The organism is Terrihabitans rhizophilus, assembly GCF_033898525.1.
GTDB lineage: Bacteria > Pseudomonadota > Alphaproteobacteria > Rhizobiales > Methylopilaceae > Flaviflagellibacter > Flaviflagellibacter rhizophilus.
Window position 1 is genome coordinate 22,273 of sequence record NZ_JAXAFJ010000006.1, and the last position, 15,497, is coordinate 37,769.

17 protein-coding genes and 1 pseudogene are annotated in these 15,497 nt (G+C 66.9%); all 18 read left to right on the forward strand.

What is annotated here, in order from left to right; all coding sequences use genetic code 11:
• Positions 1-329 precede the first annotated feature (329 nt).
• Complete coding sequence (locus tag SCD90_RS10765) at positions 330-608, forward strand: hypothetical protein (RefSeq protein ID WP_319844685.1); 279 nt, start codon at positions 330-332, stop codon at positions 606-608.
• On the forward strand, positions 577-1,890 hold the full coding sequence (locus SCD90_RS10770; RefSeq protein ID WP_319844858.1) for a DNA-packaging protein: 1,314 nt from the start codon (positions 577-579) through the stop codon (positions 1,888-1,890). Before SCD90_RS10765 ends, SCD90_RS10770 begins: the two co-directional genes overlap by 32 nt.
• A 42-nt stretch (positions 1,891-1,932) precedes the next feature.
• Positions 1,933-3,102: a phage portal protein gene (locus SCD90_RS10775; protein WP_319844686.1), complete on the forward strand. Its 1,170-nt coding sequence runs from the start codon at positions 1,933-1,935 to the stop codon at positions 3,100-3,102.
• 58 nt (positions 3,103-3,160) lie between these two features.
• Positions 3,161-3,727: an HK97 family phage prohead protease gene (locus SCD90_RS10780; protein WP_319844687.1), complete on the forward strand. Its 567-nt coding sequence runs from the start codon at positions 3,161-3,163 to the stop codon at positions 3,725-3,727.
• Positions 3,728-3,804: 77 nt separating this feature from the next.
• Complete coding sequence (locus tag SCD90_RS10785; RefSeq protein ID WP_319844688.1) at positions 3,805-5,076, forward strand: phage major capsid protein; 1,272 nt, start codon at positions 3,805-3,807, stop codon at positions 5,074-5,076.
• A 69-nt stretch (positions 5,077-5,145) separates the two neighbouring features.
• Positions 5,146-5,700 (forward strand): head-tail connector protein, encoded by a 555-nt coding sequence (locus tag SCD90_RS10790; protein ID WP_319844689.1) that lies wholly within the window; start codon positions 5,146-5,148, stop codon positions 5,698-5,700.
• On the forward strand, positions 5,697-6,023 hold the full coding sequence (locus tag SCD90_RS16625; RefSeq protein WP_425265676.1) for a head-tail adaptor protein: 327 nt from the start codon (positions 5,697-5,699) through the stop codon (positions 6,021-6,023). The genes SCD90_RS10790 and SCD90_RS16625 overlap by 4 nt, the downstream gene beginning before the upstream one ends.
• The gene (locus SCD90_RS10795; RefSeq protein ID WP_319844690.1) at positions 6,020-6,217 is read left to right on the forward strand and encodes a hypothetical protein; all 198 of its coding nucleotides are present in this window, start codon (positions 6,020-6,022) and stop codon (positions 6,215-6,217) included. Before SCD90_RS16625 ends, SCD90_RS10795 begins: the two co-directional genes overlap by 4 nt.
• The gene (locus tag SCD90_RS10800; protein ID WP_319844691.1) at positions 6,214-6,621 is read left to right on the forward strand and encodes a DUF3168 domain-containing protein; all 408 of its coding nucleotides are present in this window, start codon (positions 6,214-6,216) and stop codon (positions 6,619-6,621) included. Before SCD90_RS10795 ends, SCD90_RS10800 begins: the two co-directional genes overlap by 4 nt.
• A gap of 84 nt (positions 6,622-6,705) precedes the next feature.
• The gene (locus SCD90_RS10805) at positions 6,706-7,119 is read left to right on the forward strand and encodes a phage major tail protein, TP901-1 family (RefSeq protein WP_319844692.1); all 414 of its coding nucleotides are present in this window, start codon (positions 6,706-6,708) and stop codon (positions 7,117-7,119) included.
• A gap of 9 nt (positions 7,120-7,128) precedes the next feature.
• Positions 7,129-7,464: a gene transfer agent family protein gene (locus tag SCD90_RS10810; RefSeq protein ID WP_319844693.1), complete on the forward strand. Its 336-nt coding sequence runs from the start codon at positions 7,129-7,131 to the stop codon at positions 7,462-7,464.
• Between the two features lie 35 nt (positions 7,465-7,499).
• Positions 7,500-7,664 (forward strand): annotated as a pseudogene (locus SCD90_RS10815) (rcc01693 family protein); the annotation flags it as partial.
• Positions 7,665-7,678: 14 nt separating this feature from the next.
• The gene (locus tag SCD90_RS10820; protein WP_319844694.1) at positions 7,679-8,254 is read left to right on the forward strand and encodes a phage tail tape measure protein; all 576 of its coding nucleotides are present in this window, start codon (positions 7,679-7,681) and stop codon (positions 8,252-8,254) included.
• Positions 8,254-8,883 (forward strand): DUF2460 domain-containing protein, encoded by a 630-nt coding sequence (locus SCD90_RS10825; protein WP_319844695.1) that lies wholly within the window; start codon positions 8,254-8,256, stop codon positions 8,881-8,883. Before SCD90_RS10820 ends, SCD90_RS10825 begins: the two co-directional genes overlap by 1 nt.
• A 15-nt stretch (positions 8,884-8,898) precedes the next feature.
• Positions 8,899-9,792, forward strand: coding sequence for a DUF2163 domain-containing protein (locus SCD90_RS10830; RefSeq protein WP_319844696.1), 894 nt, complete (start codon positions 8,899-8,901; stop codon positions 9,790-9,792).
• Positions 9,789-10,217, forward strand: a complete 429-nt coding sequence (locus SCD90_RS10835; protein ID WP_319844697.1) for an NlpC/P60 family protein — start codon at positions 9,789-9,791, stop codon at positions 10,215-10,217. The genes SCD90_RS10830 and SCD90_RS10835 overlap by 4 nt, the downstream gene beginning before the upstream one ends.
• Positions 10,218-10,226: 9 nt before the next feature.
• Positions 10,227-14,075 carry a baseplate multidomain protein megatron gene (locus SCD90_RS10840; protein WP_319844698.1) on the forward strand — a complete coding sequence of 1,283 codons (3,849 nt, stop codon included), beginning with the start codon at positions 10,227-10,229 and terminating at the stop codon, positions 14,073-14,075.
• Complete coding sequence (locus tag SCD90_RS10845; protein WP_319844699.1) at positions 14,068-15,495, forward strand: DUF2793 domain-containing protein; 1,428 nt, start codon at positions 14,068-14,070, stop codon at positions 15,493-15,495. The genes SCD90_RS10840 and SCD90_RS10845 overlap by 8 nt, the downstream gene beginning before the upstream one ends.
• Positions 15,496-15,497 lie beyond the last annotated feature (2 nt).

Below are 15,497 nucleotides of genomic sequence, written 5' to 3' on the forward strand. Positions count from 1 at the left end.
GAATATAATCATTGACAGCGTGACGCTGCTCGGGTACAACATCCCCATGCTGAAGAATTGTGAGCGGCGCCGCCCGGTCAGGGTTGGCGCCGCCTCTGTTTGGAGGGTGGATGGCCAGAGCAAAGCTGATGGATGCAGAGCTCACGAGCCGCGCTCGGAGGCTCTATGAGGGTGGCGGGGCGTCCATACAGGCGGTCGCCGATCTTCTCGGCATCCATAAGAGAACGTTGCAAAAGCGAGCCTCCACCCTGGGCTGGCGTCGATCGCCCGCTGTTCCAAACGAAAGCCAGAACCGAATAGAGGAAAATGTTCCGGTTGGTCGGCGGGCCATGGTCGCGCGCATACGCCGGACGGTCGAGCGTGAGATATCGACGGTGGAGGACAGCCTCGCCCGGATCGACGAACTGGTGCCGCGCGGCGATGCCGAGAAGGCGGCGCGGACGCTTGCGAGCCTGGTGAAGACCTTGATCGAACTCCAGCGGCTCGAAGCGGGCGCCGGGGCGGGCACGGCAAAGGACCCCGACGAGGATGGAATCGATATCGACGAGTTCCGACGCGACCTTGCGCGCCGCCTTGATGCGCTGCGTGCAGGCGGGGACCGCCGATGAGGCCCTGGCCTGTCTCGGTGCCGACGAAATCGGGCGCCTCCTCGCAGACTGGATGATCTGGGGTCGCGAGGAACAGCGGCCTCCGCTCAAGGCGGTAGGCGGCGGGGACTGGACGGTGTGGATGTTTCTTGGCGGACGCGGGGCCGGAAAAACGCGAGCGGGCGCCGAATGGGTGCGTGGACTGGCGCTCGGCCTGCCGGGCTTCGCGGTAGAGCCTGTCGGGCGCATCGCCCTGATCGGCGAGACTGCGGCCGATGTGCGGGAGGTAATGGTGGAGGGCGTCTCGGGCATCCTGGCCATCAGCGGGAAGGATCGGCCGCTTTGGGAGCCTTCCCGCCGAAGACTGATCTGGCCCAATGGTGCCGTCGCCCAGTGCTTCTCGGCCGAAGATCCCGAAGCGTTGAGGGGACCGCAGTTCGGAGCCGCCTGGTGCGACGAGGTCGGCAAGTGGAAGCAGGCGGACGCGGTGTGGGACATGCTGCAGTTCGGCCTGCGGCTTGGCCGCTCGCCGCGCCAGATGGTGACAACGACGCCACGGCCGATCCCGCTGCTCAAGCGACTTATGAAGGATCCGCGCACTGCGGTGACGCATGCCACGACGCAGGCGAATGCCTATAATCTGGCTCCCACCTTTCTGGAGACGGTGGTCGGACGCTATGCGGGCACAAGGCTGGGGCGGCAGGAACTTGATGGCGAGATCATCGATGACCGTCCCGATGCCCTGTGGACCCGGGAGGCCATCGAGAGCGCACGCGCCGATGCGGCGCCGGATCTGCGCCGGGTGGTCGTCGCGGTCGATCCGCCGGCCGGGGGCGGGAAGCGCTCCGACGCCTGCGGCATCGTTGCCGCCGGAATAGGGTCAGACGAGCGTGTCTATGTGATTGCCGACTGGACGGTGTCGGTTGCCCGGCCGGACCTATGGGCCGCCGAGGCGGTCGGCTGCTGGCATGCGCACGAGGCGGATGCGTTGATCGCCGAGGCGAACCAGGGCGGCGAGATGGTGCGCTCCGTCATTGCGCAGGCAGACCCTGCGGTGCCGGTGACGCTTGTGCATGCGACGCGCGGAAAATGGCTGCGGGCCGAGCCCGTGGCTAGCCTCTATGCGCAAGGGCGGGTGCGCCATGTCGGGCCGCTGCCTGCGCTTGAAGATGAAATGTGCGACTTCGGCCTGAACGGGCTTTCCGGCGGGCATTCCCCGGACCGGCTGGATGCGCTGGTCTGGGCCGTGACGGCGCTGGCCCTCGACGGCCCAAAGGGTGCGCCCCGGCTGCTCCGCTTCTGACGCTCTGACTTATCCCGCCGGTGCGGCGGTTCAGGAGACATCATGTTCCATGGATTGCAGAACCTTCTGCGGGGTGGCCCGCCGGAGGCCAAGGCGTCGCGCGCCCACGGGTTGATCGCGTTGCATGAGGCGGGGCGGCCCGTATGGACGCCGCGCGATTATGCGGCGCTGGCACGCGAGGGCTATGTGCGAAATGCCGTCGTGTTCCGCAGCGTGCGCCTTGTCGCGGAGGCTGCGGCGTCCGTGCCGTTGCTGCTCTACGAGAACGAGCGCGAGCTTGACCGGCATCCACTGCTGGATCTGCTGGCGCGGCCAAACGCCCGGCAGAGTGGCGGAGCCTTCCTGGAAAGCCTGATCAGCCATCTTCTGGTGGCCGGCAATGCTTACGCGGAAGCGGCGGCGCTCGATGGGGTGCCGCGTGAACTGCACGCCTTGCGTCCGGACCGGATGAAGGTGGTGCCGGGAGCCGATGGCTGGCCTGAGGCCTACGACTATTCCGTCGGTGCGGAGACTGTTCGCTTTCGCCAGGGTGCGGGCGGAGTGGCGTCGATTCTGCACATCGCCTTCTTTCATCCGCTCGACGATCACTACGGCCTCTCGCCGATGGAAGCGGCGGCGCAGGCCATCGACCTCCACAACGCGGCGGCTGGCTGGAACAAGGCGCTGCTGGACAACGCCGCGCGGCCATCGGGTGCGCTGGTCTATTCCGGACCGGACGGCGCGAACCTTTCAGACGAGCAGTTCGAGCGGCTAAAGGCCGAGCTGGAAGCGCAGTTTCAGGGGCCGCGCAATGCGGGCCGGCCGCTGCTTCTCGACGGCGGGCTCGACTGGAAAAGCATGGCGCTAAGCCCCAAGGACATGGACTTCCTGGAGGCCAAAAACGGGGCTGCGCGGGAGATTGCGCTGGCCTTCGGCGTGCCTCCGATGCTGCTCGGCATCCCCGGGGACAACACCTACGCCAACTATCAGGAAGCGAACCGTGCGCTCTGGCGGCAAACGGTTCTGCCGCTGGTCCAGCGCGTTGCGAGCGATCTTGCCGCCTGGCTGGCACCTGCATTCGGGGATGGTGCGCTGCGGCTGGAGCCCGATCTCGACCGCATCGAGGCGCTGAGCACCGAGCGCGAGGCCTTGTGGCGTCGTGTCCAGGCGGCCGGCTTTCTGACCGAGGACGAGAAGCGCGCGGCTGTCGGCTACGGCCCGCGGCAAAACTGATCCTTCGCACAATCCTACTGACCAACGCCGCCGGGCCGCCGGCTGCGAAGGAGACCCTATGCCCAACACGTGGACCCCTGTGACTGAGACGAAACGCCTGGCCAGGCCGCCGCGCGCGGTGGCCTCCGGCGGCGTCATTGCCGGCTATGCGAGCCTGTTCGGAGAGACCGACCTTGGCGGCGATGTCGTCGCGAAAGGTGCCTTCATGGACAGCCTGCGGCGCAACGGACCGAGCCGCGTGCGGATGCTGTTCCAGCACGATCCCACCGAACCCATCGGCGTGTGGGATGAGATCCGCGAGGACAGCATGGGCCTGCGCGTGCGCGGCCGGCTGGCCCTCAAGGTGGCGCGTGCCGCCGAGGTCTGGTCGCTGATCCAGGAGGGCGCGATAGATGGATTGTCGATCGGCTTCAAGGCGGTGACCGCGCGGCGCGATGCACGGACGGGTGTGCGCCGGCTCGAGAAGCTCGATCTTTGGGAGATCTCGATCGTGACCTTTCCCATGCTGCCCGAGGCAAGGATCGCGGCGTCCAAAGCCGCGCCACCGCCCTTCAAGGCGTCGGCTGATTTCGGCGGTTCCCGCAACCTGCTTCGCGCCCGCGCGGAGACCGTTTTCCGCCGCTGAACCGCAGCCAATCCCGACTTCTCAAAGGCCGCCCCAGGGGCGGCTTTTTGCTTTTCCGCCACATGCGAGGAACAAAGATGAACGCAACTGCGATGGCCCGTGCGCCCGAATGCAAGGGCGCGGATTACAACCCGAGCACCGGCGATGTGGTGGAGGCCTACGACGCCTTCATGCGCGCCTTCGAAGGCTACCGCGAGGCCAATGACGAGCGGCTTTCCGAGATCGAGAACCGGCTGTCCTCCGATCCGCTCACGGAACAGAAGCTTGCCCGCATCGATTCCGCGCTCGACCGCCAGAAGGATGTGCTGGATCAACTGGTGCTGAAGGCGCGACGCCCTGCGATGCGCGCCGAGCCCGAGCGCTGGAGCCTCGTGACGCGGGAGCACAAGACGGCGTTCGAAGGCTGTGTCCGGCGCGGCGATGCATCCGCAATGATGCGGCTGGACGGCAAGAGCCTGTCGGTGGGCTCAGCGTCCGACGGCGGCTATCTGGTGCCGGACGAGACGGAGCGCGAGATCGGCCGCAGGCTGACGGCGAGTTCGCCGATCCGGGCGATCGCGGGCATCCGTACGATCTCCTCCTCGGTTTATCGCAAGCCGTTCGCGACCGACGGCTTCGCCACCGGCTGGGTGGGCGAGACGGAGGTGCGTGCCCAAACCATGACGCCGACTTTGGCGGAACTCGAGTTCCCGGCCATGGAGCTCTACGCCATGCCGGCGGCGACGCAGACGCTGCTGGACGATGCGGCTGTCGATCTCGACCGCTGGATCGCGGAGGAGGTGGATTCAGCCTTCGCCGCGCAGGAGAGCGCCGCATTCGTGAACGGCGACGGCGACAAGAAGCCGAAGGGCTTCCTGTTCCCGGACAAGGTCGCGGAACAGGTCTGGGCCTGGGGGAAGATCGGCTATGTCGCGACCGGCGTCGCCGGCGACTTCGCTGCCGCCAACCCGTCAGACCGGCTGGTCGACCTCGTTTACGCGCTGAAGGCCGGCTACCGACAGAACGCGCGCTTCGTGATGAACCGCCGCACGCAGGCCGCCGTGCGCAAGCTGAAGGACGGAGATGGTCGCTATCTATGGCTGCCGCCGGCCGAAGCGGGTGGCGATGCCTCGCTGCTGGGCTTCCCCGTGACGGAGGCCGAGGAGATGCCGAACATCGGCGCCAACCAGTTCTCGATGGCCTTCGGCGACTTCCGCCGGGGCTATCTGGTGGTGGATCGCCTGGGCGTGCGGGTGCTGCGCGACCCGTATTCCGCCAAGCCCTACGTGCTGTTCTACACGACCAAGCGTGTGGGCGGCGGCGTGCAGGATTTCGACGCCATCAAGCTGATGAAGTTCGGCGTCTCCTGAGCCTTCAGCCCTCCAGCCCGCCGCCCAGGCGGCGGGCTGTCCTCACGCCCATATCCCGGATATCGCCCCATGCCTTTGATCCTGCTGACGAAGCCGGAGGAGGAGCCGCTGTCGCTTGCCGACGCCAAGGCTTACCTCCGCGTCGACAATGATGCCGAGGATGCCTTGATCGGCAGCCTGATCGTGGCCGCCCGGCGCCATTTGGAGGATGCCACCGGCAAGCGGTTCGTCCGCCAGCTTTGGCGGCTCTCGCTCGATGCGTGGCCGGTGGCTGGCGTCGTGTCCTTGCCGCTTGCGCCCGTGCTCGGAATCGCGGCTGCCCGGCTGCGCGAAGTGGATGGCACGGAGGTGCCGCTCGACATCACCAACTGGAGTGTCGATGGGGCGAACCGCCTGCACACGGACACGCATGTAGCCGTGCGCCGCCCGTTCGCGGGGATCGAGATCGATGTCGAAGCCGGGTTCGGCGATGCGGGCGATGTTCCGCAAGACGTCGTGCAGGCCATCCGGCTTCTGGTGGCGCATCTGTTCGAGCATCGGTCCGGGGCTGATCACGCCCGCAATGGATTGCCGTTGGCGGCGGCGGCGCTGATCGCGATCGAGCGCCGGGTTCGGCTGGCATGAGCGGGCCCGAAATCGGCGCGCTTCGCCACAGGCTGACGATCGAGGCGCCCGTGGATCAGCCAGACGGAGCAGGGGGTTACCGGCGAACCCATCAGGCAGTCGCTCGCGTCTGGGCCGCGGTGCACGAGGACGCCGCCTTCTCTCGCGAACGTGATGCCCAGGGCACGGGGCGCCTACAGAGGGTGACGATGCGGTGGAGGGACGATCTGACCACCGCGCACCGGCTGCGCTCAGGAACAAGCATCTTGTTCATACGTTCTACATTTGATCCGACCGGAGAGCGCCGCTTTCTCGTCGCCAAGACAGAGGAATTTCGACCATGAACGTGTCGGCCGTCTTCAACAGCTACCAGGCTCAGGTTCGCAAGATCGCAACCGCGGCTGCCGAATATGTCGATCAGCTCACCGCGCCGGCTCGCAGCATCCGCAGCGAGCGGACCGACATGGTGCTCGGTGGCGATGCATGGCCGGGCCTTGTTCCGGTGGCAGCGCGTGCCGTGCGGGCCACGCATCGGTGAGCGCCGCGCTCGCTTTGCGGGCGGCGGTTCGGGACAGGCTTCAGGACGACAGCGTGCTTGCCGGCCTTCTCGGTGGCACCAAGATCTACGATGAGGTGCCGCGCGAAGCGTCGGTGCCTTACGTCGTTCTTGCGGCCATCGACAGCCGCGAGGCCGGAGCTTCGCGGGACGAGGGCGAGGAGCATCGCTTCACGCTCAACATCTGGTCCGACGAGCCCGGCATGAGCCAAGCCCTTTCCGCTGCCAACCAGGTGGTGACGACGCTCGATGGCGTCAATCTCGACGTGGCGGGGCATCATGTCTCCAACCTTCGCTGGCTGGCCACCGAGGCCAAGCGCGCAGCGGACGGGCGCCATCGCTTTGCAGCGTTGCGCTTCCGCGCCGTGACCGAGCCCTTCGCCTAGCGCTCAACCCGCAGCTTCCAGACATCTCGAAGGCCCTTGTTCCGACCGGAACAGGGGCCTTTTCTATTCAAGGATCCAGACATCATGACGGCTCAGAAGGGCAAGGACCTGCTGCTGAAGGTGGGCAGCGGGGAAGGCGGCTTCATCACCATTGCGGGTTTGCGAACACGAACGCTGATGCTGAACGCGCAGACGGTGGACGTCACACACTCCGAAAGCGCCGGCCGCTGGCGTGAACTGCTCGAGGGAGCCGGAGTGCGGCGCGCAAGCCTCTCCGGATCCGGCGTGTTCCGCGACGGTGCTTCCGATGCGAGGGCGCGGGAGATCTTCTTCGCCGGCACCTTGCTCCAGTGGCAGGTGGTCGTGCCGAGCTTCGGGACCATCGAAGGGCTCTTCCAGATCACCAGCCTGGAATATCGCGGCGACCACATGGGCGAGGTGACGTTCGACCTTTCGCTGGAAAGCGCGGGCGAGCTCAGCTTCACCGCGGACATCTAGGAGGGTTCGATGGCGAACCTGCATCGCGGCGAGATCGCCGCTGAACTTGGCGGCAGCGAGTACACGCTGTGCCTGACATTGGGCGCGCTTGCCGAACTGGAAGCCGCATTCGGGGCCGAGGACCTGATGGCGCTGGCCGAGCGCTTCGAAAGCGGCCGGCTCTCCGCACGCGACGCGATCCGCATCCTGGGCGCAGGGCTGCGCGGCGCCGGAAACACCATGAAGGACGACGAGGTTGCGGCGCTGCCCGCAGCCGGAGGGCTGGCGGGGCATCTCGACATCGTTGCGCGGCTTCTTTCGGCGACGTTCGGCACGGCTGAGGCCGCTTCCGCAAACCCTCGGTAGGCGCACAATCCGGGCCGAGGGCTTTTCCCTGGCGTGACGTCATGGCGTCCGGGCTCGGGGTGATGCGCCTTTCCCCACGCGATTTCTGGGCCATGACGCCGCGCGAATTCGCCGCGGCATGCGAGGGCCTGTTCGGCACGGCGCACGCGCCGCTGGCCCGCCGCGAACTCGACGACCTGATGAGCCGCTTTCCTGATTGACGAGGTTCGACACCATGGCTTTGGACGAAGAAACCCGCGTCCTGACGATCGACGCCGACACCAGCAAGGTTGAGCGCTCGCTCATCGAGCTGGACCGGCTCTCCCGGGGCTTCGGCCGCTCCCTGACATCTGCGCTGGAAGGCGCGGCAGTTCGTGGGCAATCGCTGTCCACGGTCCTGCAGGGACTTGGCCAGCGCCTCGTGGACCTTGCGCTCCGAAGCGCGATGAAGCCGCTCGAGAACAGCATTGCAGGCGCGCTGGGCAATATCGTCGGAGGAGTGCTGCCGTTCGCCAAGGGCGGTGTTGTCGGCGGTCAAGTGCAGCCCTTTGCCACCGGAGGAGTGGTGTCCACGCCCACCTTCTTTCCCATGGCGGGTGGCCGCACCGGCCTGATGGGTGAGGCGGGGTCCGAGGCCATCCTGCCGCTGGCAAGGGGCAGCGACGGACGGCTGGGTGTGCGCGGCGGCGGTGGAGGCAGCCACGTGACCGTGAACATCAGCACGCCTGACGCCGGGAGCTTCCGGCGTTCCGAGGCCCAGGTATCCGCGCAGCTGGCCCGTGCGGTGGCTCGTGGGCGGAGGGGCATGTGATGGCCGCGTTCCACGAGGTGCGCTTCCCGATCGAAATTGCGCTTGGCGCGCGCGGTGGACCTGAGCGTAGGACGGAGATTGTCACGCTCGGCTCCGGACGCGAGCAGCGCAATGCGCGCTGGGCGCATGCGCGGCGGCGCTGGGATGCAGGCTGGGGGGTGAAGAGCTTCTCGGCCCTTCGCGAGGTCGTATCCTTCTTCGAAGAACGGCGCGGGAGGCTGCATGGCTTCCGATGGCGCGACCGGCTCGACCACACCTCCTCACCGGAAGGGGTGGAACCCACCGCATCAGACCAGCCGCTGGGGCTGGGCGATGGCGGGCAAAGGGTTTTCCATCTGGTGAAGATCTACGGCGACGGCGCCGATCCCTATCGCCGGCCGATCCATAAGCCTGTGCAGGGGTCCGTGCGGGTTGCGGTGAACGGCACCGAGGTGAGCGATGGCATGTCCGTGGATGCAACGACCGGTCTCGTGACATTCGCGGAGCCGCCGCCGCCTGGCGCCGAACTCAGCGCGGGCTTCGCGTTCGACGTGCCCGTGCGCTTCGACGCCGACTTCCTCGATGTGGACCTATCCGCTTTCGAGGCCGGGGCGATCCCTTCGATCCCGATCATCGAAATCCGTAGCTGATCCGGAGCGGTCACCATGCGCGACATACCAGCCGACCTTGCCGGACACCTCTCCGGCGAGACGACCAGCCTGTGCCATTGCTGGCGTGCGACCCGGCGCGACGGCGTAAAACTGGGCTTCACCGACCACGACGAAGACCTCACTTTCGAGGACACGGTGTTCCATGCCGGAACCGGCCTGGACGCGGCGGAAGCTTCGAGCGGGTTGGGCTTCGCAGTCGGCGGCGGCGAGGTCGCCGGCGCGCTGAGCTCCGAGGGCCTCAGCGAAGAGGATCTGTCCGCCGGGCGCTGGGATGGCGCGCGCGTGGAGATGTTCCTCGTCAACTGGAAGGCTACCGAGCAGCGCATCCGTCTGCGCGTGGCTGAGGTGGGCGAGGTGCGACGGCAAGGTGCGGAGTTCAGCGCCGAACTGCGGTCCATGATGCACCGCCTCGACGCGAAAACCGGCCGGCTCTACGCGGGGACCTGCGACGCCGAGCTTGGGGATGCCCGCTGCCGCAAGGATCTGCAGAGCCCAATCTTCACGGGCCAAGGGCTTGTCCTGGAAGCGGTGAGCGCGTTCGAACTCGTCGTGAGCGGTCTCCGGGACTTCGCCGACGGATGGTTTGCTGCTGGACGGCTGACCTGGGCCGACGGCAGGAACGCCGGGCACACCCTCCATATCCGCGACCACAGACGCGAGGGCGATCTGGCATGGCTCGGCCTCTGGCAAGCGCCGCCTGAGCCCGTGTCGTTCGGCGAAGGTTTCCAGGTGCAAGTCGGCTGCGACAAGCGCTTCACGACCTGCCGCGAACGCTTCGCGAACGTGCTGAACTTTCGTGGCTTTCCGCACATGCCCGGTACGGAGCGCGTGCTGGGCTACCCGTCCGAGGAAGACGGTGAGCTCGACGGCGGGAGCTACTTCCTGTGACGGCCGAGCGGGTGGTTGCCGAAGCACGCCAGTGGATCGGCACTCCTTATCGACACCACGCCAGCCTGAAGGGCGTGGGATGTGATTGCCTCGGCCTCGTCGCGGGCGTCTGGCGGGCGATGTACGGCAATCTACCCGAGGCGCCGCCGCCTTATGCGCCCGATTGGGCGGAGGCCGGCGTGGGCGAACCCTTGGCCGATGCGGCACACCGCCATCTGGTGCCCGTATCCGGCGGCGAGATCACGGCTGGGCAGGTCCTGATCTTCCGCTGGCGGGACGGCGTTGCCGCCAAGCACCTGGCGATCGCCACCGGTTCGGACCGGATGATCCACGCCCATGATGGCGCGTGCGTGGCCGAAGTGCCGATCGCACGGCAGTGGCGGCGGCGGATCGCCTACCGCTTTACCTTCCCCGAAACAGATTGAGCTAAGCCGATGGCGACCATTGTCTTTCAGGCGGCGGGTGCGGCTCTCGGCGGCATGTTCGGGCCGATCGGCAGCATCATCGGGCGAGCGGCAGGTGGCCTGCTAGGGGCTGCCGTGGACCGTTCGCTGCTGGGTGGCGGGGCCGCCGGTCCGTCGCCGAAGCTGAAGAACCTCGACGTCACCGCCTCCACCGAAGGCACCCCCATCGCGCGCGTATGGGGACGTGCGCGCTTGCCGGGGCAGATCATCTGGGCAACCCGGCTGAAGGCCGTGACGCGCAGCCGCGATTCCGGCGGCAAGGGGCTGGCCAGCAGCGGCAGCGTCAAGACGACCAGCTACTACGCCAATGTGGCGCTGGGGATCTGCGAGGGGCCGATTGCGCATGTCAGCCGCGTCTGGGCCGATGGAAAGCCGCTGAACACGCGCAAGCTGGCGATGCGCATCTATCTCGGGGCCGAGGAACAGGAGCCGGACCCGCTGATCATCGCCAAGGAGGGCGCAGCCAATGCTCCGGCCTATCGGGGGCTGGCTTATGCGGTGTTCGAGAACCTGCCGCTGGAGGAGTTCGGCAACCGCATTCCTCAGCTCTCCTTCGAGGTCATCCGTCCCGTCGGCGCGTTGGAGAACAAGATCCGTTCCGTGTGCCTGATCCCCGGAGCTACCGAGTTCGGCTACGACACGCGGGCCGTGTCGCGGAAGATGGGATTGGGCGAGACCGCGAGCGAGAACCGGCACACGCGATCCGCGTCGACCAATCTCGAGGCCAGCCTGGACGAGTTGCAGGCGCTCTGTCCCAACCTGCAGAATGTCTCGCTTATCGTCGCCTGGTTCGGCGATGACCTGCGCGCCGGCTATTGCAGCGTTGCCCCGCGGGTGGACTCCAAGAGCAAACGCACCACTGGCGCGACATGGAGCGTTGCCGGGTTGGAGCGCGACGATGCCCGCCTGGTGTCCATGGTGGAGGGCCGGCCGGCCTATGGCGGTTCGCCCTCCGACGAGAGCGTGGTCCGCGCCATCAGGGCCATCAAGGGCCGTGGCCTCGGCGTGACCTTGTACCCGTTCCTGATGATGGACATTCCGGCCGGGAACACACTGCCCGATCCCGTGTCCGGCACCGCGCCACAGCCTCCTTACCCCTGGCGCGGGCAAGTGGTTGCGGAGGACCCCGCAGCGGCCGGCGCTGACGTGGCCCGCTTCTTCGGAGATGCGAAAGCATCGCACTTCCTGAGGCTGGGTGAACAGGTGATCTATCTCGGGCCAGCCGAATGGACTTGGCGGCGCTTTGTCCTGCACGCCGCCAATCTTGCGCGGGTGGCAGGTGGCGTGGATGCGCTTGTGATCGGGTCCGAGTTCCGGGACCTGACGCGCAGCCGCGACGCCGACGGAATTTATCCTGCCGCAGCCGAGCTGGTGGATCTGGCGTCCGAAGTGCGCACCACACTGGGTGCTGGCGCCAGGATCACCTATGCCGCCGACTGGACGGAGTACGGCGCAGATGTCCTCGACGGAGGCGCGACCGTGCGGTTTCCCCTGGATCCCCTTTGGGCCAGCTCGCATCTCGATGCCGTCGGGATCGACTTCTATCCGCCGCTTGCCGACTGGCGCGCCGGTGGAGCGCATCTCGACCGCCTGGCCGGTCAGGAAAGCGTCTACGACGCCGAAAGCCTGGCGGCGAACGTCACTGGTGGCGAGGCATTCGACTGGTTCTATGCCGGCCCTGCTGACCGATTGGCGCAGCACCGGCTACCGATCACCGACGGCCTCGACAAGCCGTGGACCTTCCGCGCGAAGGATCTTGCCGGCTGGTGGAGCCAGCCGCATGTCGAGCGTACGGGAGGCGTGGAGCACGCGGAGCCGACGGACTGGATGCCGGGTTCGAAGCCCATCTGGCTGACCGAGATCGGCTGCCCCGCTGTCGACAAGGGCGCGAACGCGCCGAACATGTTCCCGGACGACAAGTCCTCCGCTGCGAGCATCCCCCCATTCTCATCGGGTGGACGCGACGACCTCATGCAGCGGCGTGCCTTGGAAGCCGTTCTCGACACCTATGACGCGACGTCCGACCGAAACCCCGTCTCCCCGATTTACGCCGGGTGGATGGTCGACGGGCAGCACAGTTCCGTTTGGTGCTGGGATGCCCGTCCGTTCCCGGAATTTCCGAGGAACCTCGATGTCTGGTCCGACGGCGTGGCGCACGAAACCGGGCATTGGCTGAATGGTCGATTGGGCCAGGCACCCCTTGCCGAACTCACTGCCGCGGTCCTGCAGGAAGCAGGCGCCGACAGCTACCGATCCGATCAGCTGGAAGGTGTCGTGGCTGGCTATGTGGTCGACCGTCCCGCTTCAGCGCGGGAGTTGCTCGAGCCCCTTGCCGACCTCTTCGGCTTCGGGGCATTCGAGAGGGAAGGAGCCATCCACCTCGTTCCTCGTGGACGAGGGCAGGTCCGGAACTTGGTGATCAATGATCTTGCCGAGAACGAAGGGGATGCCGCTCCGGCTTTCGTTCGCGGTCAGGAAAGCGAGATTCCGACAGAAATCGCGGTCGGCTTTGAGGATCTGGCCGCCGATTACCGGCCTAGCGTGACATCAGCCCGGCGCGGCGGTGTGGGGGCCGACGCCATGGTGACGCTGCAGACGTCCATCGTGGGCGGGCTGCCGGAGATGGGCCGCGCGGCTGCCATCCGCCTCCAGGACCTCTGGATCGCGCGCGACATCGCAAACTTCTCTCTCGCTCCTGCGGAAGTTGCGCTTGAGCCGGGTGACCTGGTGACCCTGCCCGTGGCGGGGCGTGTCAAGCGTTTCGAGGTGATCGAGATCGCCGACGGGCCGGTCCGCCGGGTGTCCTGCCGTGCCGTGGAGCCGGCAATCTTCGACGCACCGCGGCTCGGCTTCGCCCGATTGCCGGAGAGGCATCAGGAGGAGGGCGGTGCGCCGGAGGTCATGGTGCTCGATCTTCCCGAAAGCGGCGGCGGAACGTCTGCGGTACTTTCGCGGATCGCGATCGCAGCCAAGCCGTGGCCCCGTGCCATGATCGTCTGGAAGGACAGTGGCGGGAGCTTCGACCCGGTGCTGCGTGCCACGACGCCGGCCGTGCTGGGCGAGACACTCGACGCCTTGGCGCCGGGTGCGGTCTGGCGGTTCGACCTCTCCTCCTTCGTGCATGTTCGCGTCGTAGGTGCGGAGCTGATGGGCGCAAGCGATGAGCGCCTGTTCGCGGGCGCGAATGCCGCAGCCATCGAAACGGAAGATGGCGGCTGGGAGGTGCTGCAGTTCGGCAACGCCGAGCTTGTCTCGACCGGGGTGTACCGGCTCTCGCACTTCTTGCGGGGGCAATCCGGCACCGAGGCGGCGGCGGGTGCGCCGAAGTCCCCGGGGCGCCGGTTCGTCCTGCTGGACGATGCGGTTCTCCCCCTGGTCAGCGGTGTTGATGCGCTCGGGCGTCCGACCACGTTCCGAGTCTCGGCGGCGGGGCGCGACTTCGCCGACGAAGACGCCGTGGGGGTGACCGTTACCTCTTCCGCCGAGGCACTTTTGCCCTGGGCGCCGGTGCATCTTCGAGCCGATTGGCAGGACGATGACATTGCAATCGGCTGGATCCGCCGAACCCGGTCCGGTGGCGACACCTGGGACGCGACAGAGGTGCCATTGGCGGAAGAAAACGAGGCCTATCTCCTGCAGATCATGAAGGACGGGGTTGCCGTGCGACAGATCAGAACAGGAGCGTCGGGTCATCTTTACACAGCCGCAGAACAGACCGCCGATTTCGGTGCGCCACAGACGGTCATCGGCTTCCGGGTAGCGCAGATTTCCGCAGTCGCGGGGCCGGGGAAGCCGGCGGAAGGAACATTCCATGCCTGAGACCACAACCCTCCTTGGATTGCCGCTGGTCGCGCCGGGGCAGGCGCAGAAGCATGTTCCCGTGAATGAAGCGCTCGGACAGCTCGACAGGATCGTTCAGTGTTCGGTGCGCAGTCGCAGTCTGGCGCTCCCACCGCAAGAGGCCGCCGAAGGCGACGGCTATATTGTCGGCGTGGGTGCGTCCGGCGAATGGGCGGGCCGTGATGGGGCGCTGGCATTCTGGGAGAACGGCGGCTGGCGGTTCGTTGCCCCGCGGGAGGGCTGGCGCTGCTGGGTGGAGGCCGACGCCTCCATGTTCGTCTTCAGCATTGGCGCGTGGACGACGTTTGGCACGTCCGGAGAGATCGGGAACCTGACGCGATTCGGATTTGGCACCGTCGCGGACGATAACAGCCCGTTCGTGGCAAAGCTGAACACGGCTCTCTGGACCGCGCAGGATGGTGAAGGCGGAACGGGCGATCTGCGCTTCGTGATGAACAAGGCGGCACAAGGGAACGTGCTGTCTCTGCTGATGCAGTCGGGATATGGCGGACGCGCGGAGATCGGTCTCGTCGGCGAGGACGACTTCGTCTTCAAGGTATCGGCGGAAGGGGAGACCTGGCACGAGGCGATCAAGATCGACCGCTTTACCGGCCGGGTTCGTTTCCCGATGGGCAGCGTGCGGGAGGTGCTCGCGAGCGACCGTACCTTCTATGTCCGCACGGATGGCGCCGACAGCAATACGGGTTCCGGTAACACGCCAGCCGAGGCGTTTCAGACGCTCCAGCGCGCCTATGACTTTGTTGCCCGAGGCTTGGATCTCGCAGGTTACAGGGTCACGATACAGATGGGCGCAGGCACCTTCGCGGGCCTGCAGATCGGCGCCGCGACGGTGGGCAGCGGTGCCGTTGCCATCGCCGGAGCAGGACCGGGGCTGACCGTCCTGTCGGGATCCGGGCATCTGCTTGCCTGGGACGTGCCATTGACCACCGGGCTTTCAGTGCTCGGGGCGACCCTCACGACAAGCGGGACTGGTGACTGCATACATGCGGGGGCGAGCGGGCGGTTGGACGTCAGCGACGTTGTGTTCGGCGCGTGCGCCGGGCGCCATATCGCCGCCGTGGCAACTGGTGCGGAGGTGCGTGCTGCCGGCAATTACGCGGTTAGTGGAGGTGCCGTGCGGCACGTGCATGCGGAAGCGGGAGGACTTGTGGCAGTGACGGGACGAACCGTTTCACTGATCGGCACCCCTGCCTTCGGAGCATTCGCGGAAGCGACGATGCTCGGCTGCCTCGTGCTGACCGGGAACTCCTTCAGCGGCCCGGCGTCAGGCCAGCGTTACTTCGCATCCGGCAATGGCGTCGTTCGTACCGGTGGTTCGGCGGGCTCCTTGCCAGGTAATCTCGCGGGCACGGTGGCCAGCGGGGGGCAGTACCTCTAGGT

What these genes read in the sequence shown, in the direction of transcription:
- SCD90_RS10765 (WP_319844685.1), top strand. Translation starts at nt 330, where the DNA reads ATGGTCGCGCGCATACGCCGGACGGTCGAGCGTGAGATATCGACGGTG.
- SCD90_RS10770 (WP_319844858.1), top strand. Translation starts at nt 577, where the DNA reads ATGCGCTGCGTGCAGGCGGGGACCGCCGATGAGGCCCTGGCCTGTCTC.
- SCD90_RS10775 (WP_319844686.1), top strand. Translation starts at nt 1,933, where the DNA reads ATGTTCCATGGATTGCAGAACCTTCTGCGGGGTGGCCCGCCGGAGGCC.
- SCD90_RS10780 (WP_319844687.1), top strand. Translation starts at nt 3,161, where the DNA reads ATGCCCAACACGTGGACCCCTGTGACTGAGACGAAACGCCTGGCCAGG.
- SCD90_RS10785 (WP_319844688.1), top strand. Translation starts at nt 3,805, where the DNA reads ATGAACGCAACTGCGATGGCCCGTGCGCCCGAATGCAAGGGCGCGGAT.
- SCD90_RS10790 (WP_319844689.1), top strand. Translation starts at nt 5,146, where the DNA reads ATGCCTTTGATCCTGCTGACGAAGCCGGAGGAGGAGCCGCTGTCGCTT.
- SCD90_RS16625 (WP_425265676.1), top strand. Translation starts at nt 5,697, where the DNA reads ATGAGCGGGCCCGAAATCGGCGCGCTTCGCCACAGGCTGACGATCGAG.
- SCD90_RS10795 (WP_319844690.1), top strand. Translation starts at nt 6,020, where the DNA reads ATGAACGTGTCGGCCGTCTTCAACAGCTACCAGGCTCAGGTTCGCAAG.
- SCD90_RS10805 (WP_319844692.1), top strand. Translation starts at nt 6,706, where the DNA reads ATGACGGCTCAGAAGGGCAAGGACCTGCTGCTGAAGGTGGGCAGCGGG.
- SCD90_RS10810 (WP_319844693.1), top strand. Translation starts at nt 7,129, where the DNA reads ATGGCGAACCTGCATCGCGGCGAGATCGCCGCTGAACTTGGCGGCAGC.
- SCD90_RS10820 (WP_319844694.1), top strand. Translation starts at nt 7,679, where the DNA reads ATGGCTTTGGACGAAGAAACCCGCGTCCTGACGATCGACGCCGACACC.
- SCD90_RS10825 (WP_319844695.1), top strand. Translation starts at nt 8,254, where the DNA reads ATGGCCGCGTTCCACGAGGTGCGCTTCCCGATCGAAATTGCGCTTGGC.
- SCD90_RS10830 (WP_319844696.1), top strand. Translation starts at nt 8,899, where the DNA reads ATGCGCGACATACCAGCCGACCTTGCCGGACACCTCTCCGGCGAGACG.
- SCD90_RS10840 (WP_319844698.1), top strand. Translation starts at nt 10,227, where the DNA reads ATGGCGACCATTGTCTTTCAGGCGGCGGGTGCGGCTCTCGGCGGCATG.
- SCD90_RS10845 (WP_319844699.1), top strand. Translation starts at nt 14,068, where the DNA reads ATGCCTGAGACCACAACCCTCCTTGGATTGCCGCTGGTCGCGCCGGGG.